General features: G+C 62.7%; 14 protein-coding genes and 1 pseudogene. 7 read left to right on the plus strand and 8 right to left on the minus strand.

Annotation, left to right across the window (positions count from 1 at the left end):
- Positions 1 to 124: 124 nt before the first annotated feature.
- From gdhA to DMX12_RS26945, 3 genes are all read right to left on the minus strand, one after another.
- Entirely contained in the window at positions 125 to 1,465 is a 1,341-nt protein-coding gene (gene gdhA, locus DMX12_RS26935) for an NADP-specific glutamate dehydrogenase (protein ID WP_110679918.1), read from the minus strand.
- Between the two features lie 230 nt (positions 1,466 to 1,695).
- Positions 1,696 to 3,363: an energy-dependent translational throttle protein EttA gene (gene ettA / locus DMX12_RS26940; RefSeq protein ID WP_054913280.1), complete on the minus strand. Its 1,668-nt coding sequence runs from the start codon at positions 3,361 to 3,363 to the stop codon at positions 1,696 to 1,698.
- Positions 3,364 to 3,600: 237 nt separating this feature from the next.
- Positions 3,601 to 3,999 carry a hypothetical protein gene (locus DMX12_RS26945; protein WP_110679919.1) on the minus strand — a complete coding sequence of 133 codons (399 nt, stop codon included), beginning with the start codon at positions 3,997 to 3,999 and terminating at the stop codon, positions 3,601 to 3,603.
- Positions 4,000 to 4,247: 248 nt separating this feature from the next.
- On the opposite strand from DMX12_RS26945, the pseudogene DMX12_RS26950 reads away from it, so the two are divergent.
- The 3 genes and pseudogenes from DMX12_RS26950 (at position 4,248) to DMX12_RS26965 (ending at position 10,969) form a co-directional block, all read left to right on the plus strand.
- Positions 4,248 to 8,071: pseudogene (locus DMX12_RS26950) on the plus strand (EAL domain-containing protein).
- A gap of 369 nt (positions 8,072 to 8,440) precedes the next feature.
- A complete protein-coding gene (gene glyA, locus DMX12_RS26960; RefSeq protein WP_009686086.1) occupies positions 8,441 to 9,694 on the plus strand; it encodes a serine hydroxymethyltransferase in 1,254 nt (417 codons plus the stop codon).
- 318 nt (positions 9,695 to 10,012) lie between these two features.
- The gene (locus DMX12_RS26965; protein ID WP_110679927.1) at positions 10,013 to 10,969 is read left to right on the plus strand and encodes an arsenic resistance protein; all 957 of its coding nucleotides are present in this window, start codon (positions 10,013 to 10,015) and stop codon (positions 10,967 to 10,969) included.
- A gap of 6 nt (positions 10,970 to 10,975) precedes the next feature.
- Here DMX12_RS26965 and DMX12_RS26970 read toward each other — a convergent pair whose 3' ends face one another.
- Both DMX12_RS26970 and DMX12_RS26975 read right to left on the minus strand, forming a co-directional pair.
- On the minus strand, positions 10,976 to 12,949 hold the full coding sequence (locus DMX12_RS26970) for a choline BCCT transporter BetT (RefSeq protein WP_110679920.1): 1,974 nt from the start codon (positions 12,947 to 12,949) through the stop codon (positions 10,976 to 10,978).
- A gap of 164 nt (positions 12,950 to 13,113) precedes the next feature.
- Positions 13,114 to 13,998 (minus strand): homocysteine S-methyltransferase family protein, encoded by an 885-nt coding sequence (locus DMX12_RS26975; RefSeq protein ID WP_177411289.1) that lies wholly within the window; start codon positions 13,996 to 13,998, stop codon positions 13,114 to 13,116.
- Positions 13,999 to 14,116: 118 nt separating this feature from the next.
- Between DMX12_RS26975 and DMX12_RS26980 the strand changes: the two genes are divergently transcribed.
- Together DMX12_RS26980 and DMX12_RS26985 are read left to right on the plus strand one after the other, a co-directional pair.
- The gene (locus DMX12_RS26980; protein WP_009686082.1) at positions 14,117 to 14,938 is read left to right on the plus strand and encodes an ABC transporter substrate-binding protein; all 822 of its coding nucleotides are present in this window, start codon (positions 14,117 to 14,119) and stop codon (positions 14,936 to 14,938) included.
- Positions 14,935 to 15,756, plus strand: coding sequence for an amino acid ABC transporter permease (locus tag DMX12_RS26985; RefSeq protein WP_110679922.1), 822 nt, complete (start codon positions 14,935 to 14,937; stop codon positions 15,754 to 15,756). The genes DMX12_RS26980 and DMX12_RS26985 overlap by 4 nt, the downstream gene beginning before the upstream one ends.
- Before the next feature lie 76 nt (positions 15,757 to 15,832).
- Here DMX12_RS26985 and DMX12_RS26990 read toward each other — a convergent pair whose 3' ends face one another.
- Both DMX12_RS26990 and DMX12_RS26995 read right to left on the minus strand, forming a co-directional pair.
- Positions 15,833 to 16,012: a CsbD family protein gene (locus DMX12_RS26990; RefSeq protein ID WP_110679923.1), complete on the minus strand. Its 180-nt coding sequence runs from the start codon at positions 16,010 to 16,012 to the stop codon at positions 15,833 to 15,835.
- A gap of 76 nt (positions 16,013 to 16,088) precedes the next feature.
- Positions 16,089 to 17,075, minus strand: a complete 987-nt coding sequence (locus DMX12_RS26995) for a hypothetical protein (RefSeq protein WP_110679924.1) — start codon at positions 17,073 to 17,075, stop codon at positions 16,089 to 16,091.
- 204 nt (positions 17,076 to 17,279) lie between these two features.
- Between DMX12_RS26995 and DMX12_RS27000 the strand changes: the two genes are divergently transcribed.
- A complete protein-coding gene (locus tag DMX12_RS27000) occupies positions 17,280 to 18,755 on the plus strand; it encodes a PAS domain S-box protein (protein WP_110679925.1) in 1,476 nt (491 codons plus the stop codon).
- Between the two features lie 229 nt (positions 18,756 to 18,984).
- On the plus strand, positions 18,985 to 20,370 hold the full coding sequence (locus DMX12_RS27005) for a GntP family permease (RefSeq protein WP_110679926.1): 1,386 nt from the start codon (positions 18,985 to 18,987) through the stop codon (positions 20,368 to 20,370).
- Positions 20,371 to 20,417: 47 nt separating this feature from the next.
- Here the strand turns inward: DMX12_RS27005 and DMX12_RS27010 are convergent, their stop codons facing one another.
- Complete coding sequence (locus DMX12_RS27010; RefSeq protein WP_009686076.1) at positions 20,418 to 21,116, minus strand: hypothetical protein; 699 nt, start codon at positions 21,114 to 21,116, stop codon at positions 20,418 to 20,420.
- Positions 21,117 to 21,518: the final 402 nt, after the last annotated feature.

Consider the following 21,518-nt stretch of genomic DNA (forward strand, 5'->3'; position numbering starts at 1 on the left):
GGGGATGAGGTGGTGTGGCAGCGGCCGGTTGGGGAATTGGTGATCGAAGTGACTGACGTGATCGCTGAAGGGTGAGGTGCCTTGTATCGCGACGGGCCGCAAAGCGGCCCCCTGCGATCCCGGATCAAACCACGCCCTGAGCCAACATCGCATCCGCCACTTTGACAAAGCCGGCGATGTTCGCACCTTTCACGTAATTGACCCGGCCATCCGCATCTTCACCATAATGCACGCAAGCATGGTGGATCGATTGCATGATGTTGTGCAGCTTGCTGTCCACTTCGCCGGCAGTCCACAGCAGGCGCATGGCATTCTGCGACATTTCCAGGCCAGACACGGCCACACCGCCGGCGTTGGATGCTTTGCCCGGGGCATAGAGGATGCCGGCTTCCAGGAAGATATCCACCGCTTCCAGGGTGGTCGGCATGTTGGCGCCTTCGGCCACGCAGATACAGCCGTTGGCCAGCAAGGTACGGGCGTCTTCGGCGCCCAGTTCATTCTGCGTGGCGCACGGCAAGGCGATGTCGCATGCCAGGCTCCAAGGGGTCTGGCCCTTGCGGAACTCCAGGCCGAACTGCTCGGCCAGCTCGCTGATACGGCCCCGCTTGACGTTTTTCAGCGCCATCAATGCTTCCCACTGGGCATCGGTCAGGCCGGCTTCGGCATACAGCGTGCCTTCGGAGTCCGACATGGAGATCACTTTGCCGCCCAGGTCCATGACCTTGCGCGCGGCATACTGGGCAACGTTGCCCGAGCCCGACACCGCCACGCGACGGCCGTCGATGCGCTTGTCCTGGCGCTTGAGCATTTCCTCGGCGAAATACACGCAACCGTAGCCGGTGGCTTCGGGGCGAATCAGGCTGCCACCGTAGGTCATCCCCTTGCCGGTCAGTACCGACGTGAACTGGTTGGCAAGCCGCTTGTACTGGCCAAACATGAAGCCGATTTCGCGGGCACCCACGCCGATGTCACCGGCCGGCACGTCGCAGTCGGCGCCGATGTGGCGGTACAGCTCGCTCATGAACGCCTGGCAGAAGCGCATCACTTCGGCGTCGCTCTTGCCTTTGGGGTCGAAGTCCGACCCGCCCTTGCCACCGCCCATGGGCAGCGAAGTCAGGGAGTTCTTGAAGACCTGCTCGAAGGCCAGGAATTTCAGCACGCTGAGGTTGACCGAGGGGTGGAAGCGCAAGCCGCCCTTGTACGGGCCGATGGCGCTGCTCATCTGGATACGGTAGCCGCGGTTGACCTGCACTTTGCCCTGGTCATCGACCCACGACACGCGGAACAGCACCGCACGCTCCGGCTCGATCATACGCTCCAGAATGCCGGACTGCAGGTAATGAGGGTTGGCCTCAAGGAAGGGCCACAGCGTGCGCAGCACTTCTTCCACTGCCTGATGAAACTCGGGCTGGCCTGGGTCGCGCTGTTGCAGGCGCGCGAGGAAACTGTCGACAGATTCGATCATGGTAGACATCTCACCGAAGATTTTGGACTTATTGGTTTTTCGGGAATGTACCAAGAAGCAATCGCACCGGAACAGGGCGAAATGTCGTTTTTCTGAATTTATTTGGTGCGTTTTATATAAGTGTATACAAAAAAAGCCGCAATACTGGCCTTCAAACAGCCACACCCGTAAACGTCAGGCACAAAAATGGGGCCACCAAGGGCCCCATTCCTGTGCATCAAGGCACTGGCTTACTGGGCCAGTTTCTTGTGCCGTACCCGGTGCGGCTGGGCAGCAGCGTCACCCAGACGCTTTTTACGGTCGGCTTCGTACTCGGTGTAGTTACCCTCGAAGAACACCACGTTCGAGTCGTCTTCGTACGCCAGGATGTGGGTCGCCACACGGTCAAGGAACCAACGGTCGTGGGAAATCACGATCGCGGCGCCCGGGAAGTCCAGCAGGGCTTCTTCCAGCGAACGCAGGGTTTCCACGTCCAGGTCGTTGGACGGTTCGTCGAGCAGCAGGACGTTACCGCCCTCCTTCAGCGTCAACGCCAGGTGCAGGCGACCCCGCTCACCACCGGACAGGTCCTTGACGAACTTCTGCTGGTCGCCGCCTTTGAAGTTGAAACGGCCAACGTAAGTACGCGACGGGATCTCGTAGTTGCCGATCTTGATCATGTCGGAACCGTCGGACACCTGCTGGAACACGGTCTTGCTGCCGTCCAGGTCTTCGCGGCTTTGGTCGACGCAAGCCAGTTGCACGGTTTCGCCGATTTCGATGCTGCCCGAATCCGGCTGTTCCTTGCCCATCAGCATGCGGAACAGGGTGGACTTACCAGCACCGTTACCACCGATCACGCCGACGATCGCGCCTTTTGGCATGGCGAACGACAGGTTGTCGATCAGTACGCGGTCGCCATAGCCCTTGGTGACGTTCTTGAACTCGATGACCTTGTCACCCAGGCGTGGGCCGGCCGGGATGTAGATCTCGTTGGTTTCGCTACGCTTCTGGAATTCCTGCGACTGCATTTCTTCGAAGCGCTGCAGGCGGGCCTTGGACTTGGACTGGCGGGCCTTGGCGCCTTTGCGCACCCATTCCAGTTCCTCTTTCATGGCCTTTTCATGGGCGCTTTGCTGCTTGGACTCCTGCGCCAGGCGCTCGGACTTGGCTTCCAGCCAGCCCGAGTAGTTGCCTTCGTACGGGATGCCGGCGCCACGGTCCAGTTCCAGGATCCAGCCAGCGACGTTGTCGAGGAAGTAACGGTCGTGGGTAATCGCCACCACCGTGCCCGGGAAGTCGTGCAGGAACCGCTCCAGCCAGGCCACCGAGTCGGCATCCAGGTGGTTGGTTGGTTCGTCGAGCAGCAGCATGTCGGGGGCCGACAGCAGCAGGCGGCACAGGGCCACACGGCGCTTCTCACCACCGGACAGGTGCTCGATGCGGGCGTCCCAGGCCGGCAGGCGCAGGGCGTCGGCAGCGACGTCCAGCTGGCGCTCCAGGTTGTGGCCATCGGCGGCCTGCAGGATGGCTTCCAGCTTGGCCTGCTCGGCGGCCAGCTTGTCGAAGTCGGCATCCGGTTCGGCGTAGGCAGCGTACACCTCGTCCAGGCGGGCCTGGGCGTCCTTGATCACGCTGACCGCTTCTTCGACCACTTCGCGGACGGTCTTGGTCGGGTCCAGTTGCGGTTCCTGGGGCAGGTAGCCCACGTTGATGTCGGGCATCGGACGGGCTTCGCCGTCGAATTCCTTGTCGACGCCCGCCATGATCCGCAGCAGGGTCGACTTACCGGCGCCGTTCAGGCCGAGCACGCCAATCTTGGCGCCTGGGAAGAATGACAGGGAAATGTTCTTGAGAATTTCCCGCTTCGGCGGCACGACCTTGCTCAGCCGATGCATGGTGTAGACGTATTGAGCCAAAACCAAGCCCTCTAATCAGGTAAGTAAAGACATCGACGATCGCCCTGGCGCGCTGACCAGGGAGATGTGTGTTTGGGTGTAATTGAACAAAGGCGACCATTCTACGCCATCGCACGGCGTTTCATAGGCGGGGCGATGGTGGGGAGGGAACGGTGTGATCTATGGGGAAATGTGTTGCCTGTGGCGGCCCTTTCACGACTTTAGCCGCGAAAGGGGCGGCACAGCTGCCGAGATGGCTCAGACGTGACGCTGCCGGGCCTTGCCACGCGGCAACCGGCAACGGTCACCCTGCTCGGCCAGGCGCGCGGCCCAGGCAGACTTCACGCTGAAGCCACTGCTGCGGGCAGGCTGCTGCTCGGCAACATTCGCGGGTTGGGCGGCCGCAGGGGCAGTGCTGACCACCTTGGCTGCAGGCTTGTGGGCCGCAGCCACTGCCGGCACTGCCGCCTTGGCGGTCTTGCGCAGTTCAGCCAGCGACGGGGCCTTGGGCTTGGCCGAACTGGCCGCTTCAGGTTTGCTCAGCGAACGCTGGCAAGACTTGCAGGATACGTCCTCGGTCACGGCAGTGCTGACAAGGGTCTGACTGCTACGCCCACAGGCGGAATCGAGGCCATTGGAGGAAAAGTGAGTAACCAAAAGCGAACATCTCCGATGCGTTGTCATGTAAAGCGGGCGGCATTCTCGCACAGGTTGCAGGGGCTTGCCGAACCGGCGGGCAGTCGCCATCGGTCCAGATGGCTGGCACTTTGCCATAATCGTAGGCATGCTAGCCGGTTTCGGGTGTCCGGCCTTATAGTGCGCCACCACGGTGTGACTGCCGGACATCGGTACATGCCGTGCACGTTTCGTCCCTGCCATCGCCAGCCCAATCGCAGGATCAGCGCTTGATCAATCTTACTCACCCGTCGTCACTGCGTTCCGCGCCTGAAGCACCCGCCTCTACCCTGCGCGGGTCGATCAAGGGCACGTTGGCGCTGCTGGCCCTGATCCTGCTGGGCCTGCTGCTGTGGCAACTGTTCGCCCAGTTCAACCACACCCAAGCCGACCTGCGCGCGCAGAGCCTGGATGCCAGCGTGGAAATGGCCGACCACCTGAACCTGAACATGGCGTTCAAGGCCCAGCAGGCGGTGAATGGCCCTACATCAGCCCGCCGACGCCCGCAGCCATGCCCAGCCTGGTGGATACCCTGCGCCAGCGCCTGCCCGACCTGCAAAGCCTGGCCTGGCTGGACAGCACCGGGCAGCTGCGCGCCGACAGCCTGGCCGGCAGCCCGGACCGGCAGTGGCTGGACGAGTTACTGGCGCTGAACCAGGGGCGTGCGTACTTCTTCTCCAATTCGCCCGACAACCACACGCTGTACATGCTGCTGCGCCAGGCCACCGAGCAGGACCGCGGCTACTGGCTGCTGCGCCTGTCGCCAGACTACTACCGCGAGCTCACCCTGCACCTGGACAGCGGCACCCACCCATTGTGGCTGCTGGAAAACAGCCGCACCGGCGAAGTGCTGCAGCGCCATGCCCCCACCGCTACCAGCGATGAACCGCTGCAAAGCGTGATGCTGGCCTTCATCGACAACAGCACCTGGCAACTGCGCGGCCTGTTCGACGCCAAGCTGATGCAACAGAAGCTGCTGCCGGCGCTGATCGGCAAATGCCTGCTGGTGTTGTTTTGCGCCCTGCTGCCGGTGCTGGCCCTGATCAACATGCGCCGGCGCCAGCGTGCGCTGCAGGAAGACCGCCGGCGCTACCAGGAAATTTTCGAAGGCACCGGCGTGGCCCTGTGCGTGCTCGACTTGTCGAGCCTACCGGGCCAGCTGGACCGCTACCACCTGCGCAACCGCGCCGCACTCAAGCACAGCCTGGCCCTGGACCCAGGCCTGCGCCGGTCCCTGCTGCTGGAACTGAAGATCACCGAAGTCAACCAGGTGGCCCGCCAGTTACTGAACATCGACTGCCACGAAGGCGCCTGGCAGCGGTTGATCGACGGCACCGGCGATGGCCGCGACAGCATCGGCATGCAACTGATCGACGCGCTGATCGAACAGCGCCAGGTGCTGGAGCTGGAAGTACGCCTGCCGTCACCGCTGGGTGGCGAGTTGCACCTGTGGTTGATGGCGCGCCTGCCGCAACAACGGCGTGACTACCAGGCGGTGATCCTGAGCATCAGCGACATCACCAGCCGCAAACAGGTCGAACTGTCGCTGCTGGAGCGCGAAAGCTTCTGGTCCGACGTGGTGCGCACCGTGCCCGACCAGCTGTACGTGCAGGATGTGCTCAGCCAGCGGATGATCTTCAGCAACCGCCACCTCGGCCAGACCCTGGGCTACGACCGTACCGAGCTGGCACACATGGGCGAGCGCTTCTGGGAACTGCTGCTGCACCCCGAAGACGCCGCGCACTACCAGGCCTTGCGCCAGCAACAGCGGAACAATGGCCACGACCAGCAATTGCACTGTCAATTGCGCTTCCGCCACCGGGACGGCAGTTGGCGCTGCTACGACATCCGTGAGCAGGTACTGACCCGCAACGCCGAAGGCCTGGTAACGCGCATCATCGGCGTTGGCAAGGATGTCACCGTACAGATCGAGGCCAGCCAGTCGCTGCGTGACAGCGAGCAGCGCTACCGCATGCTGGCCGAAAGCATCAGCGACGTGATCTTCTCCACCGACAGCCTGCTCCAGCTCAACTACGTCAGCCCGTCGGTGCAGAGCGTGCTGGGCTACCAGGCCGAGTGGATCTTCACCAACGGCTGGCAGTCGATCATCGCCAACCCGGCCCAGCTCACCGGCATCTACAGCCTGATGGAGCGGGTCAGCAAGGCCATGGGCGACGCCGAGCAGTTGGCCCAGTTGCGCAGCCAGCTGCCGACCCAGCTGTTCCTGTTCGACTGCCTGCGCGCCGATGGCCGCAAGATCCCGATCGAACTGCGCCTGGTGCTGGTGTGGGACGACGACCAGCGCTTCGAAGGTGTGCTGGGGGTCGGCCGCGACATCAGCCAGCAGCGCCGCGCAGAAAAAGACCTGCGCATGGCCGCGACGGTATTCGAGCACTCGACCTCGGCGATTCTCATCACCGACCCGGCCGGCTATATCGTCCAGGCCAACGAAGCGTTCAGCCGGGTCAGCGGCTACGCCGTCAGCGACGTGCTCGACCAGTTGCCCAGCATGCTCACGGTCGACGAACAGCAGGAAAGCCACCTGCGCTACGTGGTCAAGCAACTGCACCAGCGCGGCAGTTGGGAGGGCGAGGTGTGGCTCAAGCGCCGTGACGGCGACCACTACCCGGCCTGGGTCGGCATCACCGCAGTGCTGGACGATGAGGGCGACCTGGCCAGCTACGTGTGCTTCTTTACCGACATCAGCGAGCGCAAGGCCAGCGAGCAACGCATTCACCGCCTGGCCTACTACGACGCCCTCACCCACCTGCCCAACCGCACGCTGTTCCAGGACCGCCTGTACAACGCCCTGCAACAGGCCGAGCGGCAAAAGGCCTGGGTGGTGCTGATGTTCCTCGACCTCGACCGCTTCAAGCCGATCAATGACTCGCTTGGCCATGCCGCCGGCGACCGCATGCTCAAGGACATGGCTTTGCGCCTGCTGGCCTGCGTGGACGACGACGACACCGTGGCGCGCATGGGCGGCGACGAATTCACCTTGCTGCTGCAACCGCGCGCGACCCGGGAAATGGCCTTGAACCGCGCCATCCATGTGGCCGAGAACATCCTTGCCAGCCTGGTGCGGCCGTTCGTGCTGGAAAACCGCGAGTTCTTCGTCACCGCCAGTATCGGCATCGCCCTCAGCCCGCAGGATGGCAGCGAGCTGAGCCAGCTGATGAAAAACGCCGACACCGCCATGTACCACGCCAAGGAACGCGGCAAGAACAACTTCCAGTTCTACCAGGCCGAGATGAACGCCAGCGCCCTGGAGCGCCTGGAGCTGGAAAGCGACTTGCGCCATGCCATGGAGCAGAACGAGTTCATCCTGTACTACCAGCCGCAGTTCAGTGGCGATGGCAAACGCCTGACCGGTGCCGAGGCGCTGCTGCGCTGGCGGCACCCGACCCGCGGCCTGGTACCGCCCGGCGACTTCATCCCGGTGATCGAGGAACTGGGCCTGGTGGTGGATGTGGGGGACTGGGTGCTGCGCGAGGCCAGCCGCCAGCTCAAGGCCTGGCACAAGGCCAAGGTGCGGGTGCCGAAGGTCTCGGTGAACATCTCGGCGCGGCAGTTCTCCGATGGCCAGCTGGGCACCCGGATTGCCACCATCCTCGAGGAATGCGGGCTACCGCCGGCGTGTCTGGAGCTGGAACTGACCGAGAGTATCCTGATGCGTGAGGTGAACGAGGCGCTGCAGATACTGGCCAGCCTGAAGAACCTTGGCTTGAGCATTGCGGTGGATGACTTCGGCACCGGCTACTCGTCGCTGAACTACCTCAAGCAGTTCCCTATCGACGTGCTGAAGATCGACCGAACCTTCGTCGACGGCCTGCCCGAAGGCGAGCAGGACGCGCAGATTGCCCGGGCGATCATCGCCATGGCCCACAGCCTCAACCTGGCGGTCATCGCCGAGGGCGTGGAAACCCACGAGCAACTGGAGTTCCTGCGCGAGCACGGGTGCGACGAAGTGCAGGGCTACCTGTTCGGGCGCCCGATGCCGGCGCATCAGTTCGAGGCCCAGTTTGCCAACGAGACGTTGTTCATGTTCCATTGACGCTGCCTGCACTGCCCTCATCGCACCTATTGATTTAGGAGGGCCTTGTGGGAGCGGGCGTGCCCGCGAACACCGGCGTAGCCGGTGCCAGCCTCCGCGCCGGGTTCTTCGCGGGCGGGCCCGCTCCCACACCGACCGCTCCAACTTCCAGCCATGTGCCAACCTGTGGGAGCCGGCTTGCCGGCGATGGGGCGCAAAGCCCCCCAGAAACCGGACTTCAAAGTCAACTCCAACCCCCGCTCAGCCCAGACACGGCGCGGGATGCAACATGAGACCCATTGGTCCGCGACTTGACGCCACTTCATATGCCAGCCGCGAATCAATCGGTTAGAATGCCCCCCCAAACTACCCCGATCCTTGAGGACCGCCATGTTCAGCCGTGATTTGACCATTGCCAAGTACGACGCCGAGCTCTTCGAAGCCATGCAGCAAGAAGCCCTGCGCCAGGAAGAGCATATCGAGCTGATCGCCTCGGAAAACTACACCAGCCCGGCTGTCATGGAAGCCCAGGGCTCGGTGCTGACCAACAAGTACGCCGAAGGCTACCCAGGCAAGCGCTACTACGGTGGTTGCGAGTACGTCGACGTCGTCGAGCAACTGGCCATCGACCGTGCCAAAGAGCTGTTCGGTGCCGATTACGCCAACGTTCAGCCGCACGCTGGCTCCCAGGCCAACGCTGCTGTCTACCTGGCCCTGCTGTCGGCCGGTGACACCATCCTGGGCATGAGCCTGGCCCACGGTGGCCACCTGACCCACGGTGCTTCGGTAAGCTCCTCGGGCAAACTGTACAACGCCATCCAGTACGGCATCGACGGCAACGGCCTGATCGACTACGACGAAGTCGAGCGCCTGGCTGTCGAGCACAAGCCGAAGATGATCGTTGCCGGCTTCTCCGCCTACTCGCAAGTGCTGGACTTCGCCCGCTTCCGTGCCATCGCCGACAAGGTGGGTGCCTACCTGTTCGTCGACATGGCTCACGTTGCCGGCCTGGTTGCCGCTGGCGTGTACCCGAACCCGGTACCGTTCGCCGACGTGGTCACCACCACCACGCACAAGACCCTGCGCGGCCCACGCGGCGGCCTGATCCTGGCGCGCAAGAACGAAGAAATCGAGAAGAAGCTGAACTCCGCCGTATTCCCTGGCGCCCAGGGCGGCCCGCTGGAGCACGTCATCGCCGCCAAGGCCATCTGCTTCAAGGAAGCCCTGCAGCCTGAGTTCAAGGCTTACCAGCAGCAGGTCGTGAAAAACGCCCAGGCCATGGCCGAAGTGTTCATCGAGCGTGGTTTCGACGTGGTGTCTGGCGGTACCCAGAACCACCTGTTCCTGCTGTCGCTGATCAAGCAGGAAATCTCCGGTAAAGATGCGGACGCTGCCCTGGGCAAAGCCTACATCACCGTCAACAAGAACTCGGTACCCAACGACCCACGTTCGCCGTTCGTCACCTCGGGCCTGCGTTTCGGCACCCCAGCCGTCACCACCCGTGGCTTCAAGGAAGCCGAGTGCAAGGAACTGGCTGGCTGGATCTGCGACATCCTGGCCGACCTGAACAACGAAGCGGTGATCGATGCCGTGCGTGAAAAGGTCAAGGCCATCTGCAAGAAGCTGCCGGTTTACGGCAACTGATCGCTGATCGCCAGAGGAAAAGCCCGGCTCGAGGCCTAATGCCAGTCAGTTAAGTAATTGGGGGCCGCTTTGCGACCCTTCGCGGGCACGCCCGCTCCCACAAGGGATCGCGCATCTCTTGAGTTCAGCGCCAAACGTGTGGGAGCGGGCGTGCCCGCGAAGGGCTGCAAAGCAGCCCCAGTAACGCTTAACTGACAGGCATTAGGCTCAATGCCGGGTTTTTTGCGCGCCGGCTTTACACATGGCTTGCGGCGCAGCACGTTCGCGCTTCGCCGCATTGCAAGACCGGCGCTGCCATTTTTTTCAGCAGGTAGCGCCTTGACCAGAGACCAACTCGAAACCCGGCAAACGCTCATCTACTTCGCCACCGTGCTGGCGGCCTGCGCTTTCGGCGTTTTCGCCAGTGGGGGTGCTTCAGTGCTGGAAGTGCTGATCACACCCGCCATCGCCATGCTGATGTACGCCATGTTCTTGCAGATACCCTTTCTGGACCTGCGCGCGAGCCTGGCCAATCGACGCTTCATGGTTGCCTTGTTGCTGGCCAATTTCGTGCTGGCGCCCTTGCTGGTGTGGGGCCTGACGCGCGGGCTGACGGGCCAGCCGGCCTTGCTGGCAGGCGCCCTGCTGGTACTGCTGGCACCTTGCATCGACTATGTGGTGGTGTTCACACACATGGGCAAAGGCGATGCGCGGCTCATGCTGGCCGCCACCCCCGTGCTGTTGCTGCTGCAACTGCTGCTGTTGCCGTTTTACCTGGCGCTCATGCTCGACGCTGGCCAGGCGTTGAACCTGGCGATAGGGCCCTTCGTGCAGGCGTTCGTGGCGATGATCGTCGTGCCGTTGGCCTTGGCCGTGTGGACCAGTGCCCTGGTCGGCAAGTGGCGGGGGGTGAGCCGCTGGAACGATGCCTGGGCCTGGATGCCCGTACCGGCGATGGCGCTGGTGCTGTTCGTGGTGATCGCTTCACAGATCCGGATCGTGTTGCACGACCTGCCGCAACTGCTGCCCGTAGTGCCGGTTTACCTGGGCTTTGCGCTGGTGGCACCGGCCATCGGCTGGGCAGCAGCGAGGCTGCTGGGCTTGCCGGCACAGCAGAAGCGCGCCGTGATGTTCAGTGCGGCGACGCGCAACTCGCTGGTGGTGTTGCCGCTGGCGCTGGCCTTGCCAGAGCAGTGGCGCACGCTGGCGGCAGCGGCGGTGATTACCCAGACACTGATAGAGCTGATCTGCGAGCTGGTCTACGTGCGGGCGATTCCAGCGATCGCCCGCACGTAAACGGCATCAGCTCACCACGTGCAGGTAATGCAGGTGGCGCTCGTACTGGTCGAGGATGTCGCCGATCACATCCTCACGGCTCCAGCCCATCACATCGTAGTCCTGCCCGCCTTCGCGCAGGTACACCTCTGCCCGGAAGTATTTGCGCGCATCGCTGTTGTCATCGGCGTCGCGCATGACGAAGCTCGGCGTATTGAATGCCCGGGGGCGTACCTCGTACTTGAAGCGCCCTTCCCCGGAATGGGATAGCTCGAGCGTGACGCGGCCGTCTTCACGCTCATCCACGGTCACCTCATAGCCTTGTTTGCGCAGTTCCTGCGCCACTTCTTCGCACGCGGGCTTGACCACATCGGCGATGAAGCGGGTAACGTGCGCCCTGCGCGGCATCATGGCGATGTTGCGCAAGCGGCGCTGCCAGCCGCCGTGGTTCTGACGGCCCTGCCGCTGACCTGGCAGTGCCTGGGTGCGCAGCCCACGCCGTGTGGCGTCCAGCCCCAGGGCCTTGAACAACCCCCAGATGGAAAACAGCAGGATGATCGCGAACGGCAAGGCGCTGGCAATGGTGGCCGCCTGCAGTGCTTTGAGGCCGTTGGCCAGCAGCAGGGCAATGGCCACCGCGCCCATGCTGACCGACCAGAACACGCGCTGCCAGAGCGGTGAATGGCCCCTGCCGGAGGACGCCAGCATATCCACGACAAGCGCACCCGAGTCGGCCGAGGTAACGAAGAACACGACCACCATCAGCACTGCCAGCATCGAGATGGCCGTAGACCAGGGAAAGTGCTCGAGGAACGCGAACAAGGCCAGCGAGCTGTCCTGATCCACCACCGTGGCCAGGTCCTTGACACCGCCGTGCAGGATCATATGTATGGCCGAGTCGCCAAACACGGTCATCCACAGCAACGTGAAGCCGGCCGGGACGAACAGCACGCCACACACGAACTCGCGAATGGTGCGCCCACGGGAAATGCGCGCAATGAACAGCCCCACGAAGGGCGACCAGGACAACCACCAGCCCCAGTAGAGCAAGGTCCAGCCGCCAATCCAGTCGGTGGGTTCGTAGGCAAACAGGTTGAACGTCTTGTTGACGATATCGGACAGGTAGGCCCCTGTGTTCTGCACATAGGCCTGCAGCAGGAATACCGTAGGGCCTACCGCCAGCACGAAAAGCATCAGGATCACAGCGAGGCCCAGGTTGAGCTCCGACAGGATACGGATGCCCTTGTCCAGGCCGCTGGCCACCGACAGCGTGGCCAGTGCACAGGTAACCGCAATCAGAATGACCTGCACCGAGGTGCTGATCGGAAGGCCGAACAAGTGGTTCAGCCCACTGTTGATCTGCAGCACACCGTAGCCCAGCGAGGTGGCGACGCCAAATACCGTGCCCAGGATGGCGAAGATGTCCACTGCATGGCCGATAGGGCCGTAGATACGCTCGCCGATCAAGGGGTACAGCGCCGAGCGCAGGGTAAGCGGCAGCCCGTTGCGGAAACTGAAGTAGGCCAGGATCAACGCCACGATGGCGTAGATCGCCCAGGCATGCAGGCCCCAGTGGAAGAAGGTGATGTTCATGGCTTCGCGGGCGGCGGCTACGGTATTGGGGTCACCCACCGGCGGGTTGATGAAGTGCATCACCGGTTCGGCTACACCGAAGAACATCAAGCCGATGCCCATACCGGCAGAGAACAGCATGGCGAACCAGCTTTTGTTGGGGTAGTCGGGCTCGCTATGGTCCGGGCCCAGCTTGATGTCGCCATAGCGGCTTACGGCCAGGAAAACGACGCTGATCAGCACCAGTGCGACGGTGAGGATGTAGAACCAGGCTGCATTGGTGACGATCCACTGCTGAACATGCTCGAAGACGCTTTGGGCATGCGCCTGGAACACTGTGGCGTACAACACCAGTAACAGCACCAGTACTGCACTGGTGAAAAAGACAGGTGGGTTGATGGTGCTCCTGCGTTTCTGGTTTTCAGGCATAGGCGTTACTCCTTCGGGCGTTCAGCGCTGCGCTCCATCATTGGGCAGTCCGAACACGACTGCCCGTGGCGCATGATGCATGGAAGATGCTGAAACCTTACCGTCAGTTCCAGCAATTCCAAAACTTAGCCGCTTCGCTTGCCGTACAGAAGGCTTTGAACCTGTCAGCCGAGGTGACGCTTCAGCTCGGCAATGTGCTCGGGGCCGATGCCGCAGCAGCCGCCCACCATGCTGGCGCCGCGTTCACGCCAGCCCTTGGCCCAGGCAAGGTAGCCCGGCGGGTCCAGGTCTTCGCGCAGCTCGTCCAGCCCGTCGTTGGCGGTAGCCTCTTTGGGCTGCGGGGGGAAGGCGTTGGCGTAGGCACCGATGGCCACCTCTGCCCCTTGCTGGCTGATAACGGCACGGGCGACATCGATGGCCGCGCCGATAACTTCCGGCTGGCTGCAGTTGAACAGCACCGCTGCAGCGCCCAGCCCGACTACCGCTTGCACGGCATCTGCTACCGGCTCACCGGAGCGCAGACGCGGCACCGTATCCACGTCCTCATCCTGCAGGGTGAACGACACCCAGAACGGGCGGCCGTCCTCGGGCAGGTGCGCATGGATGGCACGTACTTCGGCGATGGCGCTCTGGGTTTCGGCCAGCCACAGATCAACGTGTGGCGCCAGGCCGGCGAGCAGCGGCTTCAATACTTCTTCGACCCGCTCAGGCTGGAACAGGTCGGGGCGGTAAGAGCCGAACAGCGGTGGCAGCGAACCCGCTACCTTAACCGGGTGCGCAGCGTTATCGGCCGCATGACGCGCCAGCTGGCCGGCGGTATTGGCCAGCTGCTGGCCTTCTGCAGCAAACCGTTGCTCGCCGATGTGGAACGGCACGACCGCATAGCTGTTGCTGGTAATGACCTGGGCACCCGCAGCAATGAACGCCGCATGCACACCTACCACGGCCTCGGGCGCTTCTGTCAGCGCCAGCGCCGACCATTCGGGCTGGCGAAACGGTGCGCCGCTGCGCTGCAGTTCACGGCCCATGCCGCCGTCGAGAATAACCATCGCGCGCTGTGTCATATAACTACTCTGAAGGTACTTATGAATAAAATTCATTATGAGAGAAAGGTTTATAACTATTAAATACACTTTCTCTTTTTTGGCAAACTTTTCAGGTATGTACATGCGCTTTTCTACTGTGCTCGGCGCGGGCCTCGTGTTGCTCGCCACTGCGTCCCAGGCCCTGGCAGGTACCACGCTGGAGCGGGTTGAATCGCGCAAGGAAATGGTCAACGTGTTGATGGAGAGCTACCCGCCGTTCTCCTTCCTCAACGACCAGAACCAGCTCGACGGCTTTGACGTGGATGTGGCCAAGGCCGTGGCCGACAAGCTTGGCGTGAAGCTGCGCCTGGAAACCCCGTCGTGGGACGTGATCGCCGCCGGCCGCTGGAGCGGCCGCTACGACATCTGCATCTGCTCGATGACGCCGAGCAAAGCCCGCGCCGAAGTGTTCGACTTCCCGGTGGAGTACTACGCATCGCCGGCGGTGATCGTGGTCAATGCCAAGGATGAGCGCATTCATGGCGCCAAGGACCTGGATGGGCGCAAGGTAGGCTTGACCAGCGCCTCCAGCTACGAGAGCTACCTGAACAAGAACCTGGTGATCGAAGGCAAGGAAGACCAGAAGATCGACTACCCCTTCGACTTTGTGCAGATTGCGCCTTACGACACCGACAACGTCGCCTTCCAGGACCTGGGCCTGGGCGCGGGCGTGCGTCTGGATGCCATTCTTACCAACCTGGTGACCGCGCAGCCGCGCCTGACCCAGGACAAGCGCTTCAAGCTGGCCGGTGCCCCACTGTATGAAGAGCCCAACTCGGTGGCCATCGAAAAAGGCGACCCTGAATGGGATGCCAAGGTGCGCCAGGTATTTGCCGAACTGAAAGCCGATGGCACGCTGGCCAAGCTGTCGCAGAAATGGATTGGCGCCGATATCAGCAAATGAGCACCTTCCCTTCTTCCCCCAAGCCCGCGGCCAAAGCCACGGGCGCCAGCCTGTTCGGCTTTCGCACCCGGCTGCTGCTGACCTGGCTGGCGCTGTTCGGTCTGTTCGTGGCGTTCTTCCTCAGCTTCGACCTGAAGTTTGCGATCATTGTGGAGAAGTTCCCCAACCTCGCCGGCTTCAAACTGGGCCCTAACGGCTTTTTGCAAGGCGCAGCGCTGACCCTGTTCCTGTGCCTGTGCTCGATGGTGGTCTCGGTGCTGCTGGGCTTTGCCGCAGCCCTGGCGCGCTTGTCCGGCAGTGCGGTGCTGGTCGGTATCGCCAGTTTCTACACGTCGTTCTTCCGCGGTACGCCGCTGCTTATCCAGATTCTGCTGATTTACCTGGGCCTGCCACAGGTCGGCCTGGTGCCCGGCGCAATCAGCGCAGGCATCATTGCGTTGTCGCTGAACTACGGCGCCTACCTCAGTGAAATCTTCCGCGCCGGCATTCTCGGCGTGGCGCGTGGCCAGCGCGAAGCGGCGCTGGCGCTGGGCATGCGCCCGCCGCAGACGTTCTGCTACATCGTGCTGCCCCAGGCCATGCGGGTGATCATTCCGCCCACGGCCAACCAGTTCATCTCGATGCTCAAGGATTCATCGCTGATTTCGGTGATGGGGGTGTGGAAAGTGATGTTCCTGGCCCAGTCGTACGGGCGCTCCAGCTACCGTTACCTGGAAATGCTGACTACCGCGGCCATCATCTACTGGGTACTGTCGATTCTGCTGGAGCTGGTGCAAGCGCGCCTGGAACGCCACTTCGGCAAAGCGTACCAGCGCTGAGCAGTGCCTGGGCGCAGCGGGCACATGCAAGAACGGTCGCCCGAAGGCGACCGCTGGTGGGTGGGGCGACAGTCGGCTAGTCCTTGCTGACGGCGTCCCTCACATCGCCCACCACTTGTTGGGCTTCACCCTTTTTCTCCTGCACCTTGCCCTTTACCTCCAGCTCGGTATTGCCAGTCGCTTTACCGACGGCTTGCTTGACCTTGCCAACCACTTCGTTGGCCATGCCTTTGACTTTGTCAGACGTGCTGCTCATGGTTTTTCTCCTTCAACGACATCCGTACATGTGGGTTGGGGTTACACCAGTGAAACGGGCAGACCTGGGCGGGTGATCACACATTCACGACCCGGGTCTTGCGTGACGACAGGGCGAAGCGGCCTGCCACAACGCTCAAGGCAGCGCCAAGCAGCAGGGTTACCAGCGTGCCCCAGGCGGCTTTGGACACGTTGCTGGCCGCCACCTGGGCAGCTTCACGCGCCTGTTGCTCTGCCTGGTCTTTGAGCACTTGCACCTGCTCGGCGGCTTGCTGGTAGGCACGGGCATAGTTATCCACGATCTGCTGGGCCTCCTGCTGGCTCTTGCCTGTGCGCGCCGCCACGATGTTGACCAAGGCCTGCTTGTCTGCCGCGCTCAGCGCAGGCTCACCGGCCTTGCGTACCCGGTCGAACCATTGCTTGAGCTGGTCAACGGCCTGGGTCGGGTCCTCGGCGGCAATACGGCCCGCCGACTCACCCTGCGCCTGCGCCTGATCGGCCTGCTGCTCCAGGTTCGACGGGTTCAGTTCGGCCTTGCCGGACTGCTGCAGGGTCTTGTTCAGCTCCGCTTCCAGGCTGTCCCAGTCGAGCGAAAGGCCCTGCTTACCCAGGCGCTCTTTGATGCCTTGGCCGACTGCCGGTGCGGCGGCAGCCACACCATCCGCGGCAAGCGACAGGCCTTTACCGGCAATATTGCCGGCAGTGCCGACCACGCCCCCGGCCAGCGAAGCCAGCAGCCAGGTCGCCAGCAATGTGGTCACCGTCCAGCTCAACAGGCCATGCAGGCCACCGCGGCCCGGCGCCGTGCGGCCGGCAACCCAGGCACCGGCGGCGACCGAAACCAGGGTGCTGACGAACAACCACACCCCCGCACCGGTGCCAAAGCCACGCAGCGGGTTGCCATCGGCCATCGCGTCAACGGCCCCGGCCCCGATGGCGGTGCCCAGCACACTGAGTACCAGGTAGGTAGCCAAGGCAATGGCCCCCCCGGCGAAAACTGCACTCCACGACACCCGCAGCGGGCTCACGGCATTTGCCGGGGTGCTTACATAGGCTTCAGTCATCTATGCATCCTCGTCAATGGGAACTGGCTGCACCGGCCACGGGTGCCTGATGCAACGTCATGGCCAGTTTGCGGGTCCCATGCAAGGGTGTATTGATGCATCTGCCCCACCCGCACTAGTGCATTGGCACCAATCTGCCGGTGCCTGCTGCGTTTATGCTCAACGCCAGTCACCACACCAGCCACTACCGACCGGGGGACGCCCATGAGCGACGCCGTGCTTGCCCGTGAAACCAACCGCCGCCAGCTGCAGCAGATAATTGCCGGGCTTTCGGATGGCGTGATGCTGCTGGAAGTGGACCAGACCATCATCTGGGCCAACGAAGCCGCCCTGCGCATGCACGGGGTCAACAGCCTGGAACAGCTGGGCGGGGACGCCGAGGGTTATCGCCAGCGCTTTGCCCTGCGCTACCGCAACAACCATCCACTGGAAGCCGACCAGTACCCCATTGCCCGCGTGGCGGCGGGGCAGGTGTTCAGCGATGTCGTGGTCGAGGTTTCGCCGGTTGGCGATGAGGAGGCGCGCAGCCGGGTACACCGGGTGCGCAGCATGGTGCTGGAAGACAGCAAGGGCGAGGCCGAATCGTTGGTGCTGATACTGGCCGACGCTACCGAGTGGGCCAGCGCAGAGCAGCGCTTTGAAAAAACCTTCAACGCCAACCCTGCCCCCGCCGTTATCTGCCGCCTCAGCGACTTGCGCTTCATCAAGGTGAACCAGGGCTTTCTGGAAATGACCGGGCATGTGCGGGAAAACGTCATTGGCCGCTCGGTGTATGAAGTGGACGTGCTGGAAAACGCCGAGCGCAAGGAGTTGGCGATTGAGCGCCTGATAGAAGGCGCGACCATCCCGCAGATGCAGGCCGAGCTGCGCTTGCCAGAAGGTGGCACCAAGCTGGTGATCGTGGCCGGGCAGCCGCTGGACATGCACGAAGAGGATTGCATGCTGTTTTCGTTCACCGACCTGGAGCCCCGGCGCAAGGCGGAGAACGCCCTGCGCCAGAGTGAAGAGCGCTTTGCCAAGGCGTTTCGCCTGAGCCCGGTGCCGACCTTGCTGTGCAGCGCCGACAAGCAGCAACTGATCGATGCCAACGAAGCGTTCCTCGACAGCCTGGGCTACACCGCCCAGGAGCTGATCGGGAAAACCGTGGCCGAAATCGACTTCTTTGCCGACCGCGGGGTGGCAGCGCAGGTGTTCGATGCGCTGGAAAAGAGCGGGCGTATCGAGGCGCTGGATGTGAAGCTGCGCAAGAAAGGTGACGACCCGCTCGACTGCATGCTGCAAGCCGACACAGTGAGCCTGCTGGACACCCCGTGCTACCTGCTGGTGCTGATGGACATCACCGAGCGCAAGCGCTCGGAGCTGGAACTGGTCGAGGCGATCGAGACCGTCATGCAGGATGCATCGTGGTTCAGCCAGACCTTGATCGAGAAGCTGGCCAATGCCAAACGCATCAACACCGGCCGGTTGCCCGACGCCTCGTTCACCGACCTTACCCGCCGCGAGCGGGATGTGCTGGCGCTTATCTGCGAAGGGCTGGCCGACAAGGAGATTGCGGCGCGCCTGAACCTGGCGCTGAACACGGTGCGCAACCACGTGGCAACGGTTTATTCCAAGCTTGATGTGCACAGCCGCAGTGAAGCGATCGTGTGGGCGCGGGAACGGCGTTTGTTCAGCACCTGATGGGTTGTTCGCGGCTGGGCTTGGCGCCGCGGCTGCCAGGGCCCACCCTTGACAGTATCCCGGTTGACCGCAAATACTCTGGCCAGATTCATATAGATGACCAAATAACAAGGTGAATCGTTTCATGATCGCACTCCCCGCCCTGACGCCTTTGCATGCCGCACAATTGCTTGTCCTGCGTGCACCTTCCGTTTGCCACTGACGCGCCTGCCCAACAGAGACTCCTTGCATGACTCCCTTAGATATTCAGCTGTTGCTGACCGCCCTGGTCAGTGTTCTGGTGCTGGTGGCGCTGATCGTGTCGCGCCTGAAGATGCACCCGCTTCTGGCCCTGCTGGTGGTGTCCATTGGCGTGGGCTTCGCGACCCATATGCAACCCGGCAGTATCGTTTCGCACCTGCTCACCGGTGCCGGCAAGACACTGGGTGCGGTCGGGGTGGTGATTGCCCTTGGCGCCATGCTGGGCAAGATCCTGGCGGATGCTGGCGTTACCGAACAGGTCGCCGATGTCATCCTCAAACGCACCCCCGACCGGCTGATCCCCTGGGCGATGATGCTGGTGGCCTTCGTCATCGGCATCCCGATGTTCTTCGAGGTGGGCCTGGTGATCATGCTGCCGTTGATTTTCAGCGTGGCACGTAAGCTGGAGGGCAAGGCGCGCTTCAAGGGCTCTGCCTATGTGTACGTGGGTGTGCCAGTGATTTCCGCCTTGGCGGCCATGCATGGCATGGTCCCTCCGCACCCTGGCCCACTGACCGCCATTGCCGTGCTCAAGACCTCGGTTGGGCCGACCATGCTTTACGGCTTCCTTGCCGCGATCCCTGCCATGATCCTGGGCGGCCCGTTGTACGGCATGTTCATTTCCCGGCGCATGAGCACCCGCCCCGATCAGGCACTGCTGGACCAGTTCACCCTGGCTGAGCAGGCCGACGGCCAACCCCGCCCCGGTGTATTGATCGGCATGCTGGCCGCGCTGCTGCCAGCGATCCTGATGCTGGTGCACGCCGTTGCCGAAATGCTGCTGCCCAAGGGCAATGCGCTGCTGGAATTGGCCAGCTTCCTTGGCAACCCACTGATCGCCATGCTGCTGGGCGTGCTGTTCGCAGGCTTCAGCCTGGTACTGGCGCGCGGTGGCAACGCCGAGCAGTTGCGCGATGCGCTGGGCAAAAGCCTGAAGCCAATTGCCTCGATCATCATGATCATTGCCGGCGGCGGCGCTTTCCAGGAGATGCTGACCAGCGCCAAGGTTGGCGATGCCATCGTGCACCTGACCCAGCAATCGGCTTTCCCGCCGTTGATTCTGGGGTGGCTGATCGCCATGCTGCTGTCGGTGTCTACCGGCTCGGCCACCGTTGGCATCGTCGGCGCTGCCGGCCTGCTGGCCCCCTTGGCAGGTGCCGACCCCAGCCTGAACCTGCCCTTGCTGGCCCTGTCCATCGGCTGTGGCTCGCTGTTCTTCAACTACGCCAACCATGCCGGTTTCTGGATGGTGAAAGAGTCGTTTGGCATGACCATGGGGGAAGCGACCAAGACCATCTCGGTGGTGCAGTCGATCGTGGCGGTGGTGGGGTTGATCGTGGTGTTGGCGCTGAATGCGGCGGTTGCGGTGGGCTGAGCCGGGTGAGCGGGTGAGCCAGTTTTCCTGGCTCACATGCCCTGGCGTCAGTAGCCACGCTCCCTCAGCTTTTCTGCCAAGGGCGGGTAGTAGATCTGGCCAATCTCATCCGCAGCCCACCACGCCCAGTGCAACAGGCAGAGCGTAATGCCCCCCAGCACCAGATAGCCCTCCCAGCCAATCAGCTCGGTGACCTGATGCATCAAGCCAGGCAACTGGTAATGCGCCCCGACATTGGCGTTGGCAATGGCCATCACTACCAGCCCGAATACCAGGACACCGGCCTGGTAACGCTGCTGACGCCATACCTCCCGTTGCTGGCTCTTGCTGCGCCAGTAGTTGAACAGGAACTCATTGCCTTCACGAAGGCTGTGCTCTTTCAAGGCGCTATAGGTCACGTGATTGTGCAGCAGGGAGTAATCGCGCCGGCTCTGTAGCCAGTGCCAAGGGATGTAGGAACCAAGCATGACCGCGACCTGCGCAAGCACTGGAACGCACACCGACACGGCCAGGCAAAACACCACGACACTCACAAAGATCCGCCCGATATTCCCCCAGACCGTAGCCATGTCCCCCGAGAAATCCAGCAGAGTGGTCCCCAGGGCTGTCATGAAAGCCATATCCATGAACAGGCACACGTAGGTGAGTTTCAGGGCCCAACGCACCTCCCAGGCTTTCTCGAATACTGCCCCCGGCAGCCCGGCGATAGGGTTGGTTGTTTTCAGGCTGTCTCTGTTCTGATCCATGCAAAATCCTCGGCAGTTGGCATTGGCCAGTGAATGGTTACTGCAAAGTGCTGGCAGCGCGCCTTGCCTGATTACCATGCCCGAGAGCGGCGCAAGCGTTCCACTCAACTTGAGCCATTTGCTATTCCCTTGCGTCGCCACCTCACCCTGTAGGAGCGACCTTGCGTCGCGATGGGCCGCAAAGCGGCCCCACTGCCAGCCTCGGACTCGCCGTTCATTACCCGCTATGGCGTCAGTCTGGTGCTTTTCGAGCTGGCCTGCACGGGCTGGGCTGTGGCGGTTTAAGACCTACACCTACCCCGTTGGCGAAAGCCAGATCCCGAAGACCCACGCGAACATGGGCGATGCCCTCAGCCCTGATCACACGCCGGGTTAGCTGCATACCGCACCCACCCCGCAACC

The sequence above is a fragment of the Pseudomonas sp. MB-090624 genome (genome assembly GCF_003205245.1).
In the GTDB taxonomy this organism is placed as follows: domain Bacteria; phylum Pseudomonadota; class Gammaproteobacteria; order Pseudomonadales; family Pseudomonadaceae; genus Aquipseudomonas; species Aquipseudomonas juntendi.